The organism is Nonlabens ulvanivorans (assembly GCF_000732625.1).
Classification (GTDB): domain Bacteria; phylum Bacteroidota; class Bacteroidia; order Flavobacteriales; family Flavobacteriaceae; genus Nonlabens; species Nonlabens ulvanivorans.
Genome location: NZ_JPJI01000026.1, coordinates 544,726 through 559,561, shown reverse-complemented (window position 1 = coordinate 559,561; position 14,836 = coordinate 544,726). Strand labels below are relative to the sequence as shown.

At 36.5% G+C, this 14,836-nt stretch carries 15 protein-coding genes; 12 read left to right on the top strand and 3 right to left on the bottom strand.

The features are described 5' to 3' along the window. Positions 1–4 precede the first annotated feature (4 nt). Together IL45_RS06400 and IL45_RS06395 are read left to right on the top strand one after the other, a co-directional pair. Complete coding sequence (locus IL45_RS06400; protein WP_036581655.1) at positions 5–1,051, top strand: quinone-dependent dihydroorotate dehydrogenase; 1,047 nt, start codon at positions 5–7, stop codon at positions 1,049–1,051. Continuing rightward, positions 1,048–1,665, top strand: coding sequence for a LysE family translocator (locus IL45_RS06395; protein ID WP_036581652.1), 618 nt, complete (start codon positions 1,048–1,050; stop codon positions 1,663–1,665). The genes IL45_RS06400 and IL45_RS06395 overlap by 4 nt, the downstream gene beginning before the upstream one ends. 42 nt (positions 1,666–1,707) lie before the next feature. On the opposite strand, the gene IL45_RS06390 is transcribed toward IL45_RS06395, so the two are convergent. Beyond that, positions 1,708–3,486: a glycoside hydrolase family 15 protein gene (locus IL45_RS06390; RefSeq protein ID WP_036581650.1), complete on the bottom strand. Its 1,779-nt coding sequence runs from the start codon at positions 3,484–3,486 to the stop codon at positions 1,708–1,710. Between the two features lie 86 nt (positions 3,487–3,572). On the opposite strand from IL45_RS06390, the gene IL45_RS06385 reads away from it, so the two are divergent. From IL45_RS06385 to IL45_RS06375, 3 genes are all read left to right on the top strand, one after another. Beyond that, positions 3,573–5,783: a bifunctional alpha,alpha-trehalose-phosphate synthase (UDP-forming)/trehalose-phosphatase gene (locus tag IL45_RS06385; protein WP_036581648.1), complete on the top strand. Its 2,211-nt coding sequence runs from the start codon at positions 3,573–3,575 to the stop codon at positions 5,781–5,783. Between the two features lie 229 nt (positions 5,784–6,012). Further along, on the top strand, positions 6,013–6,876 hold the full coding sequence (locus IL45_RS06380; RefSeq protein ID WP_036581645.1) for a hydroxymethylglutaryl-CoA lyase: 864 nt from the start codon (positions 6,013–6,015) through the stop codon (positions 6,874–6,876). 132 nt (positions 6,877–7,008) lie between these two features. Further along, entirely contained in the window at positions 7,009–8,529 is a 1,521-nt protein-coding gene (locus IL45_RS06375) for a GH3 family domain-containing protein (protein ID WP_036581643.1), read from the top strand. 81 nt (positions 8,530–8,610) lie between these two features. Here the strand turns inward: IL45_RS06375 and IL45_RS06370 are convergent, their stop codons facing one another. Next, positions 8,611–9,201, bottom strand: a complete 591-nt coding sequence (locus IL45_RS06370; RefSeq protein ID WP_036581641.1) for a hypothetical protein — start codon at positions 9,199–9,201, stop codon at positions 8,611–8,613. A 150-nt stretch (positions 9,202–9,351) separates the two neighbouring features. On the opposite strand from IL45_RS06370, the gene paaE reads away from it, so the two are divergent. The 7 genes from paaE (at position 9,352) to paaD (ending at position 14,227) form a co-directional block, all read left to right on the top strand. Further along, on the top strand, positions 9,352–10,428 hold the full coding sequence (gene paaE, locus IL45_RS06365; protein WP_036581639.1) for a 1,2-phenylacetyl-CoA epoxidase subunit PaaE: 1,077 nt from the start codon (positions 9,352–9,354) through the stop codon (positions 10,426–10,428). Positions 10,429–10,592: 164 nt separating this feature from the next. Further along, complete coding sequence (gene paaA, locus IL45_RS06360; RefSeq protein ID WP_036582109.1) at positions 10,593–11,555, top strand: 1,2-phenylacetyl-CoA epoxidase subunit PaaA; 963 nt, start codon at positions 10,593–10,595, stop codon at positions 11,553–11,555. An 82-nt stretch (positions 11,556–11,637) separates the two neighbouring features. Then, positions 11,638–11,922 carry a 1,2-phenylacetyl-CoA epoxidase subunit PaaB gene (paaB, locus tag IL45_RS06355; RefSeq protein ID WP_036581638.1) on the top strand — a complete coding sequence of 95 codons (285 nt, stop codon included), beginning with the start codon at positions 11,638–11,640 and terminating at the stop codon, positions 11,920–11,922. A gap of 70 nt (positions 11,923–11,992) precedes the next feature. Continuing rightward, complete coding sequence (locus IL45_RS06350; protein WP_036581637.1) at positions 11,993–12,337, top strand: four helix bundle protein; 345 nt, start codon at positions 11,993–11,995, stop codon at positions 12,335–12,337. Positions 12,338–12,393: 56 nt separating this feature from the next. Then, positions 12,394–13,239, top strand: a complete 846-nt coding sequence (paaC, locus tag IL45_RS06345; RefSeq protein ID WP_235183327.1) for a 1,2-phenylacetyl-CoA epoxidase subunit PaaC — start codon at positions 12,394–12,396, stop codon at positions 13,237–13,239. A gap of 93 nt (positions 13,240–13,332) precedes the next feature. Further along, positions 13,333–13,680 carry a four helix bundle protein gene (locus tag IL45_RS06340; RefSeq protein ID WP_036581635.1) on the top strand — a complete coding sequence of 116 codons (348 nt, stop codon included), beginning with the start codon at positions 13,333–13,335 and terminating at the stop codon, positions 13,678–13,680. 43 nt (positions 13,681–13,723) lie between these two features. Further along, positions 13,724–14,227 carry a 1,2-phenylacetyl-CoA epoxidase subunit PaaD gene (paaD, locus tag IL45_RS06335; RefSeq protein WP_036581633.1) on the top strand — a complete coding sequence of 168 codons (504 nt, stop codon included), beginning with the start codon at positions 13,724–13,726 and terminating at the stop codon, positions 14,225–14,227. Between the two features lie 5 nt (positions 14,228–14,232). Here paaD and IL45_RS06330 read toward each other — a convergent pair whose 3' ends face one another. Continuing rightward, on the bottom strand, positions 14,233–14,814 hold the full coding sequence (locus IL45_RS06330) for a hypothetical protein (protein WP_036581631.1): 582 nt from the start codon (positions 14,812–14,814) through the stop codon (positions 14,233–14,235). Positions 14,815–14,836 lie beyond the last annotated feature (22 nt).

The window sequence follows — 14,836 nt, the reverse complement described above, 5'->3', positions numbered from 1 at the left end:
TCTTATGTATAAATCTATAGTACGACCGTTACTTTTCTCCTTTGATCCAGAGGCAGTTCATCATTTTTCTTTTAAAAGCATCAAATTATTGAGCAAAGTGCCTGGTTTTAGTGCGCTTTCGCGAAAGCGTTATAAACAAAATCATCCTGCTTTAAAAAGAGAACTCTTTGGTTTACAGTTTGAGAATCCAGTAGGAATGGCAGCAGGATTTGATAAAGATGCTAAAGCATTTAAGGAATTTTCAAATCTTGGTTTTGGATTTATAGAAATAGGAACGCTGACACCAAAGCCGCAAGATGGAAATCCTAAGCAACGATTGTTCAGATTAAAGAAAGACCAAGCGATTGTAAACAGAATGGGATTCAATAACGGTGGAGTAGATGCTGCTGTAGAACGATTGAAAAAAAATCCAAAGCTAGGCCAACCTAATCACGTTTTAATAGGTGGAAATATTGGGAAGAACAAACTCACGCCTAATGAGGATGCGGTAAACGATTACATCATTTGTTTTGAAAAGCTGTTTGATTATGTAGATTATTTTACAGTAAATGTGAGCTCACCCAATACACCAGGATTACGCGAGCTGCAAGATCGCAAACCGCTAACGCACATACTTCAAACACTTCAAGACTTAAATAATAAAAAGGTTAACAGAAAACCTATACTTCTTAAAATTGCTCCAGATTTGACTGATGATCAGTTACTAGATATCATAGGAATAGTAGAAGATACTCAAATTGATGGAGTCATATCTAGTAATACAACCATTTCTAGAGAAGGATTGCAATCAGAAGAAAGTCTAGTAAAACAAGCTGGCGGATTGAGTGGTGCGCCACTTACTCAAAGAGCCACAGAAGTAATTGCCTTTTTACATCAAAAAAGCAATGGCGCGTTTCCTATCATAGGTGTAGGAGGCATCATGACGGCTCAAGACGCCATTGACAAAATGAATGCTGGTGCCAGTCTCGTACAATTGTATACAGGATTTGTATATGAAGGGCCTAAGTTGATTAGAGATATTAATAATGCTATAGTTGCTCAAGGATTGTGATAGAGTCACTGGTATCTTTTGCATTTGCAACCTTACTGCTTGCCATTTCTCCAGGACCAGATAATATTTTTGTCCTAACACAATCGGTAGCTCGTGGTTCTAAATATGGAATTGCCATTGCTAGTGGATTGATTACAGGTTGCATAGTTCATACATCTGTAGTTGCATTTGGTTTTGCCATTGTCATAAGAGATAACGAGTGGTTGTTATATGCTATAAAAATAGCTGGAGCCATTTACTTACTTTACTTAGCTTACAAAATTGTTAAGTCTGATGATTCTATAGAATTTGGAGCTGAAAAAGCATCTAATAAAAGTCTATGGAAACTCTACAAAGTCGGCATCACCATGAATTTGCTAAATCCTAAAGTAACCTTATTCTTTCTAGCTTTATTACCACAGTTTGTAATCGCAAACTCTTATCCCGATTGGATTCAAATTTATGTGCTAGGTGGTGTTTTTATGCTTGTTTCTTTAATGACTTTCTATACGATTGCCTTGCTTGCCGGAAAAGCAGCAAGTTTCATAAAATCTTCTCGATGGTTTGCCCCAGCTATGAAATGGGTGCAGATCGTAGTTTTTATAGGGATTGCGGTGGCGATATTGATTCCTTAAAAAAAACGATGATAAACAATTTTCACTTTTAAATTTTCTTAATTAGCTGTCCTTTAAGGTTTTTGAAAAATTGATAGCAGTTTCAATAAGCGCAAGATGTGAATAGGCCTGTGGAAAGTTTCCTAGTAGTCTTTTGGTTTCAAAATCTATATCCTCACTAAACAATCCTAAGTGATTACTGTACGATAACAACTGGTCAAAATACTTACGAGCTTTCTTGGTTTCTCCTATTTTGTTAAGACTATCTATAAACCAGAATGAGCAAATCGTAAAACTAGAAGACGGCTCACCAAAGTCGTCTTGATTCTTATATCTATACATTAATCCATCGCGGCATAATTCTTTTTCTGTTGCTTGTACGGTGCTTATAAAACGAGAATCAGTTGCTTTAATAAATCCATACTGTTCCATTAACAACGTCGAGGCGTCTAAATCTTTTGAACCATAAGATTGGGTGTATGCTTGTACTTCTTCGCTCCAAGAATTTTGGTAAATATCCTCATAAATTTCTGCTCTTAATGTTTTCCAATCTTTCAAAGGTTCATTACGTCCTAATATTTCACCTACTTTAATAGCTCGATCCATAGCGACCCAACAAAGTAATTTTGAAAACGTGAAATGTCTATCTTCTGTACGCAGCTCCCATATACCTTTATCTGGTTCTTGCCAGTGCTGTTCTACTATTTTAGTAATTCCTTTAATAATGGTCCACAGTTCTTCGCGGTTTTCTAGAGTGGTTTCAAATTCTACAAACTGGCGATATATAACCTCCATTAGAATCCCATAGATATCATTTTGCTTCTGTATGTAAGCAGCGTTGCCTATGCGCACAGGCTGCGAATTCTGATACCCATCTAGATGGTCTAGAAAACTCTCTGTAAGGTCACGCTCACCATTAATTCCATACATGATTTGAATTTTTTCATCTTTATCAGGTATGGTATTTATAACAAATTGTAAAAATTTACGTGCACTTAATGGATGCCCTAAATCTGCAATGACTTTAATTACCATAGAAGCATCTCGTATCCAACAAAAACGATAATCCCAGTTTCTTACCTCACCGATGGTTTCTGGTAAACTCGTGGTAGCAGCAGCTAGTACAGCTCCAGATTTTTCATAAGAAAGTACTTTGAGAGTAAGAGCACTACGTACAATTTCATTTTGATAGATCGGATAGCGAGTCGTTTTTTCACTCCAGTCCATCCAGTAGGTTTTAGTACGCTGGAATTTAAGATAGCATCTGTCTAGACTTTGCGGACTCAATTTCTCATGATAACTCACTAATAAATAGGCGTTACCAGTCAATGTTATAGTTTGCTGGTTGACAATGTCGCTATAATTGAGATCGCTGTATAAAAACAAAGAATCATATTTACCATCTTTAGTCTGGCTATGGATATACTCTTCTTCAATCGTAGTAAATACTTTGCTAGAAGCATATTCTAGACGTGGATCATACTGTACGGAAAATTGTGGCCTTCCTTTCAACAGTCTTATAAACCTTATGATATCTGGCGGCGTATAATAACTGCCATCTTCTTGCTGGTAACGTGGCATAAAATCAATTACCTGAAATGCATCGATTCCATTATCGTAAGTGGTGCTTAGGATATTAGTTTGCCATAGATATTCCTGAGATATAGAATAATCATCAGTGATTATAAAACTGAGAGAACCACCTTTTTTGTCATCTAGTAATTTTGCAAATACAGATGCAGAATCAAATATGGGAAGACAGCACCAGTCAATTGAACCTTTTTCAGAAATAAGGGCTGCGCTTTGGCAGTTACCTATAATTCCATAATTTAAATTATTCATAATAATCGTATAATTTTCTTTAGGGCAAACAGATTTTTCCGAAATTTAAGGATTAATCAATAATTCAAACCAAAGGATTTATCTTTATGTTAAAAACATTAATAGTTTCTAATAGATTACCCTTACAATTAAACATTGAAAACGGTAAAGTTTCCTCTTCTCCTAGTGTTGGTGGGCTGGCTACAGGACTTAAATCTGTACATAAAGAGAGTAATGGAATATGGATAGGGTGGAATGGACTTATACAGGAAGATGTTGATTCACAGTTAGAAAGTGCTGTGGAAAAAGCGGTTCAAGAGCAACAATGTGCCTCTGTAGCATTGTCTCAAGAAGACTTAGACGGCTTTTACTATGGGTTTAGCAATCATACCATATGGCCCATGTTTCATTATTTTATGGAATATGCAAAATTTAGTAACAAATATTGGGAATCCTATAAAAGGGTAAATGAAAAATTTGCGCAAGTAGTATTAGAAAACTTAGAAGAAGGTGATACCGTCTGGGTGCATGATTATCAACTTATGTTGTTGCCACAACTTATAAAAGAAGAACGTCCAGATGTGTCTGTTGGTTTCTTTTTACATATTCCATTTCCTTCGTTTGAAGTTTTCAGAACAATTCCATGGCGTGAGCAGATTTTAAATGGACTTTTAGGTGCTGATCTTATTGGGTTTCATACTTATGATTATGAGCGACATTTTTTAAGTTCGGTAAGTAGGATTTTAGGCTATGCGACTAGTTTTAATAGTATCACTCTGGCAGATCGTGTCGTGACAGTAGATTCCTTTCCTATGGGTATTGATTATGAAAAGTTTTCTTCTTTTTCAAAAGCGAACCAACAACAAACAGATATAACGCAGAGTGAACTACAACGCAGATTATATCATCATCAAGAAGAAACTCCTGAGGCTAAAATGATTCTGTCTATTGATAGACTAGATTATACAAAAGGTATCGCAAACCGTATCAAGGCTTATGAGCGGTTCCTAGAGAAATATCCAGATTATATTGAAAAGGTGCGACTAGTCATGTTAGCGGTTCCCAGTCGTTCAAACGTTAAACAATATAAACGATTGAAAAAAGAAATTGACGAGCTAGTAGGACGTATCAATGGAAAATTTGCCACCGTAAGTTGGACGCCTATCTGGTACTTCTATAGGTCTATGCCATTTACCAACTTAATAGATCTTTATACTTCTTGTGAGGTGGCTCTTATAACACCTATACGTGACGGAATGAATTTAGTTGCTAAAGAATATATCGCCTGTCGTACTGATCGCACAGGTGTATTGATTTTAAGTGAGATGGCAGGTGCAGCAAAGGAAATGAATGAGGCATTACTCATTAATCCTAATGACCTCGAATTGATTGCAGACACCATAAAGAAAGCTATAGAGATGCCTGTGATTGAGCAAAAAAAACGTAATAAATATATGCAAAGTCGCCTGAAACGCTACAATGTAGAGAAATGGGCAGAAGATTTTATGAACAAGCTTAAATCCGTTAAAAGAAATGAAGAGTTGGTAAAGACTAAATTAATAAACTCTAATTGTAAAGAGGAATTGTTACAACGATATAAAGAATCTCAGAATAGAATCTTCTTTTTAGATTATGATGGGACTTTAAGAGGTTTTGTTAACGACCCTAGCGAAGCACATCCAGATGAAGAAATTTTAAATTTAGTACGCGGTTTAAATGAATTGCCACGTACTGAAGTTGTGATTATCAGTGGCCGCGATGCAGATACTTTGGGAGAATGGTTTAAGGATATTCCAGTGGTTCTTATTGCAGAACATGGAGTGCTTAAAAAGAACCTAGGTGATGAAAAATGGCGTCTAACTGAGACCATGAATACAGACTGGTTTCCGACTATAGAGCCTATTCTTCAAAAATATGTTGATCGTACTCCTGGTACATTCATAGAGAAAAAGAAATATTCCTTAGTATGGCACTATCGTAAGGCAGATCCTGATTTAGGTGAGCAACGAGCTACAGAGCTCTCTAACGTTATTAAAGAGCTAAGCATCAACCGTGGTTTAAGCGTTCTTTATGGTAACAAAGTCATTGAAATAAAAAGTATGAATGTTCACAAAGGTAAAGCGGCAACTAATCATATATTAAGTTCAGAAAAAGATTTTGTTTTTGCTATTGGAGACGACTGGACTGATGAATTTATGTTCCAAGATCTACCAGAAGATGCCGTTACTGTAAAAGTAGGACGTGTAAATACTGCCGCACGATATTATATAGAAAGACAAGAAGATGTAGCAGGTTTGTTGAGTTTGTTTATATCTTAAAAAAGAGTGGTTGTAATCAATTAAGTGGCGTTGTGATAATTATGTGATTCTTATCATTCATATTTGAACTCAGATTTGATAGAAAAGAAATTACAATTGAAAATTAAACTTCCCCTTAATTTTTGCTTGAACCTTAAGGCCTCTTAGTTTTTAAGAGGCTTTTTGCGTTAAAAATAAGAAGTTGAAATCGTTTTCGTAAACCTTAAATCCACATTATCTTTACACTCTGATGGAAAAGGTAAAAATCATAGAATGTCCGCGTGACGCAATGCAAGGAATTAAAGAAATGATTCCTACAGATTTGAAGGTGCAATACCTTCAGTCCTTATTGCGATGTGGATTTGATACCATAGATTTTGGTAGTTTTGTTTCTCCTAAAGCAATACCGCAACTAGTGGATACGGCTGAGGTTCTTTCAAAACTAGATCTTTCTAAAACAGAATCTAAACTGCTTGCTATTATTGCAAATCTACGTGGTGCAAAGGCTGCTTGTGAGCATCCAGAGATTCAATATTTGGGTTATCCGTTCTCTATTTCAGAGAATTTCCAGATGCGTAATACCCATAAAACTATTGCACAAAGTGTGGAGTTGTTGCAAGAAGTAATTGATATCGCTCAAAAGCATGATAAAGAGTTAGTAGTTTATATCTCGATGGGATTTGGTAATCCTTATGGAGATCCATGGAATGTGGAGATAGTAGGAGAGTGGACTGAGAAATTATACAAGATGGGCGTTAAGATTTTATCGCTTTCTGATACCATAGGTAGTTCAGATCCTGAGACGATTACCTATTTGTTCTCTAACTTGATTCCTAAATATCCTGAAATAGAATTTGGCGCACATTTACATACCACACCTACCACGTGGCATGAAAAAGTAGACGCTGCTTATAAAGCTGGTTGCCGTCGTTTTGATGGTGCGATTCAAGGTTTTGGCGGTTGCCCTATGGCAAAGGATGAACTTACAGGTAATATGCCTACAGAGAAAATGGTAAGTTATTTTAACGCCGTAAAAGCAGATTCAAACGTAAACGCGATGTCCTTTGAAAGTAGTTACAATGAAGCGACAAAAATCTTTACTAAGTATCATTAGGCTATATTTAAACAGTGACATTTCTAGAGTCATTGGGATCGGAATTTAATTTTATTCATATTTAAAATCTTATCAGAATCTTAACCTAGCACAGGTGTTTAAAGGTCTATTTTTGGAATAAACCACTATTTCATGGCACTTTTAGGTCCTATTATTAAGACAGCATTAAATCTTCACGAGACGATTACCGCGACGTCAGACCATGTGGTTGCGCAACGCAAAGTATTGGAGCATTTATTAAAAACGGCAAAGAGCACTTCTTTCGGCTTGTATTATGACTTTAATAGTGTTTTAGAAGGAGATGATATGGAGCACGCTTTCGCGAAAGCGGTACCGTTTTACGACTATCACAAAATGGACGAGCAATGGTGGTCTCGCATGAAAGAAGGAAAGCCCGATATCGCATGGCCAGGCGTACCAAATTTTCTTGCTAGATCTAGTGGTACCACAGGTAAAAAATCTAAAACAATTCCAGTCACAGATGAGATGATTGCGGCGATAAAAGCTGCAGGAACCAGGCAGGTAAGTGCATTGACTAATTTCAATTTGCCCACAGATGTATTTGAGAGTGAAGTCCTAGCACTAGGTAGTTCTACAGATTTGAGTGAAGAAAATGGTTTTACGATAGGAGAAATTAGTGGAATATCTGCCAGTAATATTCCAGAGTTTTTAGACTCTTTTTACAGACCAGGAAAAGAAATATCTTCCATAGACGATTGGGATGAGCGCGTTCAAAGAATAGCAGAAGAAGCTAAAAATTGGGATATAGGTATGTTAAGCGGTATTCCATCATGGTTAGAAATGATGCTTAGAAAAGTAATGGATTATCACAAGGTAGATTCTATTCATGAAATATGGCCTAATCTGTCGGTTTATACTTCTGGTGGTGTAGCATTTGAACCTTATCGCTCGAGCTTTGAAAAGCTATTTACAAAACCAGTTCAGATAGTAGATACCTATCTAGCTAGTGAAGGTTTTATAGCCTGTCAACAACGTCCAGAATCTAGTTCTATGCAGTTGATTACCGATGGTGGTATTTATTTTGAATTTGTGCCTTTTCAACCAGAATACGTGGAACAAGATGGTAGCATTTCTGATGATGCGCCAGTTCTAACTATGGATGAGGTAGAACCAGAGGTCGATTATGCTTTAATCATATCGACAGTATCTGGTGCATGGCGTTACTTAATAGGTGATACAATAAAATTTACAGACCTAGAAAGAGCCGAAATTAAAATAACTGGTAGAACTAAGTTTTTCTTAAACGTAGTAGGTAGTCAGTTATCAGTTCTTAAAATGGAAACCGCGATTACAGAATTACAAGAAAAATTTAATACCAGCATTAAAGAGTTTACCGTTTCTGCCAAGAAAATTGATGGCAACTTTCAGCATGTATGGTATCTAGGTACAGAAACAGAAACTTCAGAAAAAGAACTTGCTGAGGCTCTAGATCAATCGCTACAAGAAGCTAATAAAAACTATAAAGTAGCAAGAACCAAGGCACTAAAAGGTGTGCAAGTTCATAAAATACAACCAGAAACATTTGCACAATGGAACGATCACAATAAGAAAAAAGGCGGTCAGGTAAAAATGGAAAAAGTCATGGACGAAGAGAAGTTTAAAACGTGGGAAGAGTTTGTAAGTAGTCTATAAGTCTATTAATTTGGAACTTTGAGTGGCTTAGTCTTTGAGTCCTTGAAAAAATAAAGCTGTTGACAATTCACCAATCCAAGACTAATTAGGCGCTAGTTCATCTTGACTAGGCTTTTCTCCAGTTTCCCCATAACGATTAATCAATTCTAAAATCTCTTCAGGAGATAGGTAGAATTTACGCATGTGCTTTTTATATTTCTCAGACAGACTCGTGTGATTTAAAATAAATTCTTTAGTCTTTAAAATATATTCACCCATACCGTGACGCACGGCATAGTCGTCTGCGGCACGTTCTACTTCTTGAATGTGTGCATGTGAGTATAAGTATTTTAACCCAAAGAAAATCATATCTACAGTAGATCGAGAACGATAATCCATGACATGGCCTAGTTCATGACCCAACCATCCTGTAAGGACATCGCTTGGTATTTCGTTTATAGTAAAGATTTCATTTTCTACTTTAAATTCTTTGCTTATTAAAATGATATAACCGCGATTTTCTTTACTTCTAAAAATACTTTTATAAGTAGGTTGTGCTTGCATGAAATTCTTGCGCACCATATCATTGAACTTAAATTCTATTTCAGTATCCTTTAAGGCAGGATAAAAAGAGATCGCTTTTTCGGCTTCTTTTAAAATGGAATCTGGAGCTGTAATATTAGGGTATTGCATATATAGCAATATACGAGAGGTAATGATTTGATGTCGTGAAAATAGCGTTAAAGGTTAATTAACGATACCATAAAATGCATCCTTTAAAAAGGCGCTTGCTTTCCAAACTAACAAGTGTTAGTTTTGTGTAAACTTAACGACCTAATATCTGTGAGCAACTTTCATAACATAACATTATCTCAAGTCTATAAAGAGACAGACGATACTACGGTAATCGCCTTTGACGTTCCACAAGAACTTAAAGAAGAATTTAACTATCGTCCAGGTCAGTTTTTGACCTTGCGCGCTATGATAAATGATGAAGATGTGCGACGCAGTTATTCATTATGCAGCAGTCCGCTGGATAATGAGTGGAAAGTTGCGGTTAAAGAAATCTTTGAAGGTAAATTTTCTACTTATGTAAATCGTGAGTTAAAGACTGGTGATGTGTTACAGGTATCAGCACCTAGTGGTGATTTTGGAATCGAAGTATCAGAAGAGAATGATGCCAAAAACTATATCGCATTTGCCGCAGGTAGTGGAATTACACCTATGTTGAGTATCATTAAGACACATCTTGCTAGCGAACCTAATGCAAAATTCAAGTTATTCTACCTCAATAGAACCGTAAAATCAATTATATTTAAGGAAGAGATAGAAGCACTTAAAAACAAGTATTTGAGTCGTTTTGAGGTCTTTTACTTCTTAAGTCGTGAGCACAGAGATATTCCATTGTTTAATGGACGTTTTGACCAAGAAAAATTACAAACGCTCACACAGACGTTAATTAATGCACCACATACAGATCATGCTTTTATCTGTGGTCCAGAAGAGATGATTTTCTTAATAAGAGATGAATTAGTCGCTGCAGGAATGAAGAAAGAAAATGTTCATTTTGAACTCTTTGTAAGCGGATTAAGCGATGCAGATAAAGCTCGTGCCGCTGCAGCGTTAGAGAAAAAAGTAGATGGTGTAGATGTGACCATTATAGACGGTAGTAAAGAATTTCATTTTGTACTAGGTGATGATTATGATAACGTCCTAGATGGTGCCATAGGAGCTGGAGCAGATTTGCCATATGCCTGTAAAGGTGGTGTGTGCAGTACATGTAAATGTAAAGTGGTAGAAGGTAGCGTAGCCATGAAAGTGAACTATGCACTGACTGATGAAGAAGTAGAAAAGGGATTTGTGCTTAGTTGTGTAAGTGTACCAACGAGTAAGAAACTTGTTGTAGACTACGATGTCTAGAGTATAAAAAAAGTATGTTGTTATATCGCTTTCGCGAAAGCGGAACCACAACAAGTATATAGAAAGAAAAGTAAGTTCGCATCGCATGCGAACATCACAAATGCATGCGATGCGTCCACAACAAAGGATCATAGACGCAGTCGATGCGTCAAAAACATAATACCATGAGTGAAGCAGAAATCAAAAATTTAGAAGCGCAATTTGATGCTAAAATTGCGAGAGACGAAAAGATTGAGCCTAAGGACTGGATGCCTGAGAAGTATCGCAAGACGCACATCAGACAAATATCCCAGCATGCTCATTCTGAAATAGTAGGGATGTTACCAGAAGGGAACTGGATTACTCGTGCGCCGTCATTGCGACGCAAAGTAGCGCTACTGGCAAAGGTGCAGGATGAGGCTGGACATGGACTCTATTTATACAGCGCTTGTGAAACTTTAGGTATCACTCGTGAGCAGCTTTATGAAGATTTACATTCTGGTAAAGCAAAGTATTCTTCGATTTTCAACTACCCTACGATGACTTGGGCAGACATGGGAGCGATAGGCTGGCTAGTGGATGGTGCTGCGATTATTAATCAAGTACCATTGTGTAGTACCTCTTTTGGACCTTATGCTCGTGCGATGGTGCGTGTATGTAAGGAAGAAAGTTTTCACCAGCGCCAAGGATATGAAATTATGTTATCCCTATGTAACGGTAGTGAAGAGCAAAAAGAAATGGCACAAGATGCATTGAATCGCTGGTGGTGGCCGTCATTAATGATGTTAGGTCCTACAGATGCGGCAAGTACGCATACAGAGCAATCCATGAAATGGAAGTTGAAGCGTAAGACAAATGATGAATTACGCCAGCAATTTATAGATCAAACAGTACCACAAGCAGAACTTCTAGGACTTACTATTCCAGATCCAGATTTAAAATGGAATGATGAAAAGGGAAGTTATGATTTTGGTGCAATTGATTGGGACGAATTCTGGCAAGTAGTAAAAGGCCACGGACCTATGAATAAAAAACGCCTAGATGATAGACGTAACGCTTGGAACGATGGCGCTTGGGTACGTGAAGCAGCTACTGCTTATGCAGCAAAACAGAAACTTAAAAAAGAAGAGACTGCGCAAGCGGTATAGCTCGCTCGCTAGCAAGGGCGCATTGTATGCGTCCATTTTGAGTGTAGCGCATGCAATGCGCACGAACTAAAAATAAAATCATATGAGTCAAGAAATTCCACTTTGGGAAGTTTTTATAAGATCTAAAAACGGATTAGAACACAGACACTGCGGTAGCCTGCATGCCGAAGATGCTGAAATGGCAATGAATAACGCTCGCGACGTTTATACACGCAGGAATGAAGGTGTGAGCATATGGGTAGTAGAATCTAAAAACATTACTGCCAGTAGTCCAGAAGCAAGTGGCGAGTTATTTGAACCGGCAACAGATAAAGTTTACAGACATCCTACTTTTTATGAGTTACCTGAAGAATTAAAACACATGTAAAAAGCTTTGCTTTTTGCATGTGTTTTAATTCTTAAATCCAAACTTAAGTTGAAATTTAAATTTAAAGGCAATGAGTAAGGCTTATGATTTAGAAGAAAGATTAATCAGTTTTGCTGCTGATGTGGTTTTAGTTTTTGATAAACCAGCAAAGACCTATGCTTCTAAATATTATGCTGAACAATTGATAAGATCCTCAGGTTCTGTATCTCTAAATTTTAGTGAGTTTGCTGGAGCTGGTACTGAAAAGGATAAAATTAATAAATTAAGAATTGCTCTTAAAGAAATAAAAGAGTGTAACAATAATTTGAGAATTCAACTAAAAGCTGGTTTGGGAGATGTTAAGTATTTGAAAAAACTTCAAGATGAAGCTGAGCAGATTGTTAGAATTCTAGTTGCTATTATAAATAAACGATAAACCCTTTTAAATTTAAATTTCAGTTTAGATTTAAATTTAATACCACAATATCCATTATGGAAACCATTTCAAATTCAAAAACAAAAGTGATTTCAAATTCTGCAGTGCCTATTAAGGAATTAAATCCACAATTCCTAGAGTCTAAAGAAAATAAACAACACCTGATCGACTATCTTTTAGGTGTGGCAGATAACTATTTGATTCTTGGTCAGCGTCTAGGAGAGCTTTGTGGTCACGGACCTAACTTAGAACCCGATATTGCACTTACTAATATCTCACTTGATATGCTAGGTCAGGTGCGTAGTTTCTATCAATATATCGCACAATTAAAAGGTGATAAAACGACTGAAGATGATATTGCTTTTTTGAGAAAAGAGCGTGAGTACAAAAATGTATTGCTGGTAGAGCAACCTAACACCGACTTTGGATATGTAATTGTACGTCAATTTTTCTTTGATGTATATAATAGAATGTTTCTAGGAGCTTTACAACAAAGTGCCGATGAAACACTAAGAGCACTAGCCTTTAAAGGAATTAAAGAAGCGAGCTATCACGAGCGATTTTCTGGCGACTGGTTAAAGCGACTAGGTGATGGAACCGAAGAAAGCAAATCGAGAGTTCAAGAAGCAGTAAACGACTTATGGATTTTTACAGATGAATTATTTCATTCCACAAAAGCAGATGATGCGATGATAGCTGCTGGCGTGGCTCCAGATATGCTACAGCTTAAGGAGTATTATTATGAAAAAGTAGAAGAATTATTGTCTACAGCAACGCTAGACATTCCAGAAGTAGAATACTTTCAAAAAGGCGGTAAAGAAGGATTACATAGCGAGCACATGGGCTATATTCTTGCAGATATGCAGTATATGCAAAGAACCTATCCGGACTCGAAATGGTAAACCTTTGAACTCGAATTTGAACTTGAACTTGAACTTGAATTTGAATTTGAATTTGAATTTGAACTCGAATTTTAAAAAAAGAATTATTAAGATATGGCTTATCAAGACCTCGCTGATAGATTGGAGAATTTTGCAGCTGAAATTATTAAGCTGTATGAAAAAATGCCTCATTCTTATGCGGCTCAATATCTTGCACAGCAATTGATTCGATCAGCTTGCTCATCAGCTTTAAATTATGGAGAAGCTTTAGGTGCAGGAACTACAAAAGATCGAGTTAATAAATTACGAATTACGCTCAAAGAACTTCGAGAAAGCTTGAGAAACTTAAGAATTCAAAATAAGGCAAATTTGTTAACTTCAGAAAAATATCAAACGTTACAGTCTGAAAACGATGAACTTATTAGAATAGTAGTAACCTTAATTAAAAACTCAAATGACTAACAATTCAAGTTCAAATTCGAGTTCAAATTCAAGTTCTTCAAGAATGGCAAACCAAGTATTTGGTTCTTTACCAAAATCTGTTGTCGCTATTCTTGAAACCGTGAAGGATCCTGAGATACCTGTGTTGAATGTGGTAGATCTTGGAGTAATCCGAGAAGTTATAGTGGAAGGGAAAGAAATTACCATAAAACTTACACCTACCTACAGCGGCTGTCCAGCCATGGATGTGATAGGAGATGATTTAGAAAGAGCATTTGCTGTTCACGGTTACAGCACAACGGTTCAGTTAATTATGAGTCCGCCGTGGACGACAGACTGGATTACCGATCGTGGCCGCAAGGCACTTGAAGAATATGGTGTCGCAGCACCACTAGAAGAAACTGCCGATAAAGATGTTTTGTTGAACGACAAGAAACTTGTAAAATGTACTAATTGTGGTTCGCAGAATACTAAGCTGGTAAGTCAATTCGGTTCTACAGCATGCAAGGCAATGTTCCAGTGTGAAGACTGTCTAGAACCGTTTGATTATTTTAAATGTTTGAAGTAGGAGTTTTATGGAATTAAATAATAAGCTGTGTTTCCTCGAAGTATGGCGATAAGGCCAACATTTTTTGCATAGAAAATTTCATTCTCTAATGAATTCCCAACAACTTTAATCACGTCAGTATATTGAACATTATTAAAGGTTATAGAATCCAAAGCCTCTGGAAAATATGACGCTTCAAAATTTAATGGACAACCGAATGCTAATGTTTGTATTCTAACGTTATCTGTAGGTCCAAGAATATTTGTTATAGAACAACCAGTAGAACTTTGAAAATTTACAAATCTCTCTTCAATAGTATTTGGTCTGCTGCCACCAGAGCATTCTGGAAATCCCACCATAGGAGATGGACTACTATCTTCATCAGTTCCTAAATTATCTTCTATTTGATTAACCGTAAGTATTAAGGTGTCATTTAATATAGGATTTGCAAGTCTCACGGTATCATTAATTTGATAAGGAAGAAATGATTTTCCTCGTTCTGTTAATAAAAAAGTCTTACCGCCTTCTCCATCATCATCGCAACTACATGAAGTAGTTGTACTTGACAATAAACACGCAAATATTCCTAATAATAAAACTTTTTTCATAATGGTTAAAATTACGAATTTT

What these genes read in the sequence shown, in the direction of transcription:
- IL45_RS06400 (WP_036581655.1), top strand. Translation starts at nt 5, where the DNA reads ATGTATAAATCTATAGTACGACCGTTACTTTTCTCCTTTGATCCAGAG.
- IL45_RS06390 (WP_036581650.1), bottom strand. Translation starts at nt 3,486, where the DNA reads ATGAATAATTTAAATTATGGAATTATAGGTAACTGCCAAAGCGCAGCC.
- IL45_RS06385 (WP_036581648.1), top strand. Translation starts at nt 3,573, where the DNA reads ATGTTAAAAACATTAATAGTTTCTAATAGATTACCCTTACAATTAAAC.
- IL45_RS06380 (WP_036581645.1), top strand. Translation starts at nt 6,013, where the DNA reads ATGGAAAAGGTAAAAATCATAGAATGTCCGCGTGACGCAATGCAAGGA.
- IL45_RS06375 (WP_036581643.1), top strand. Translation starts at nt 7,009, where the DNA reads ATGGCACTTTTAGGTCCTATTATTAAGACAGCATTAAATCTTCACGAG.
- IL45_RS06370 (WP_036581641.1), bottom strand. Translation starts at nt 9,201, where the DNA reads ATGCAATACCCTAATATTACAGCTCCAGATTCCATTTTAAAAGAAGCC.
- paaA (WP_036582109.1), top strand. Translation starts at nt 10,593, where the DNA reads ATGAGTGAAGCAGAAATCAAAAATTTAGAAGCGCAATTTGATGCTAAA.
- paaB (WP_036581638.1), top strand. Translation starts at nt 11,638, where the DNA reads ATGAGTCAAGAAATTCCACTTTGGGAAGTTTTTATAAGATCTAAAAAC.
- IL45_RS06350 (WP_036581637.1), top strand. Translation starts at nt 11,993, where the DNA reads ATGAGTAAGGCTTATGATTTAGAAGAAAGATTAATCAGTTTTGCTGCT.
- paaC (WP_235183327.1), top strand. Translation starts at nt 12,394, where the DNA reads ATGGAAACCATTTCAAATTCAAAAACAAAAGTGATTTCAAATTCTGCA.
- IL45_RS06340 (WP_036581635.1), top strand. Translation starts at nt 13,333, where the DNA reads ATGGCTTATCAAGACCTCGCTGATAGATTGGAGAATTTTGCAGCTGAA.
- paaD (WP_036581633.1), top strand. Translation starts at nt 13,724, where the DNA reads ATGGCAAACCAAGTATTTGGTTCTTTACCAAAATCTGTTGTCGCTATT.
- IL45_RS06330 (WP_036581631.1), bottom strand. Translation starts at nt 14,814, where the DNA reads ATGAAAAAAGTTTTATTATTAGGAATATTTGCGTGTTTATTGTCAAGT.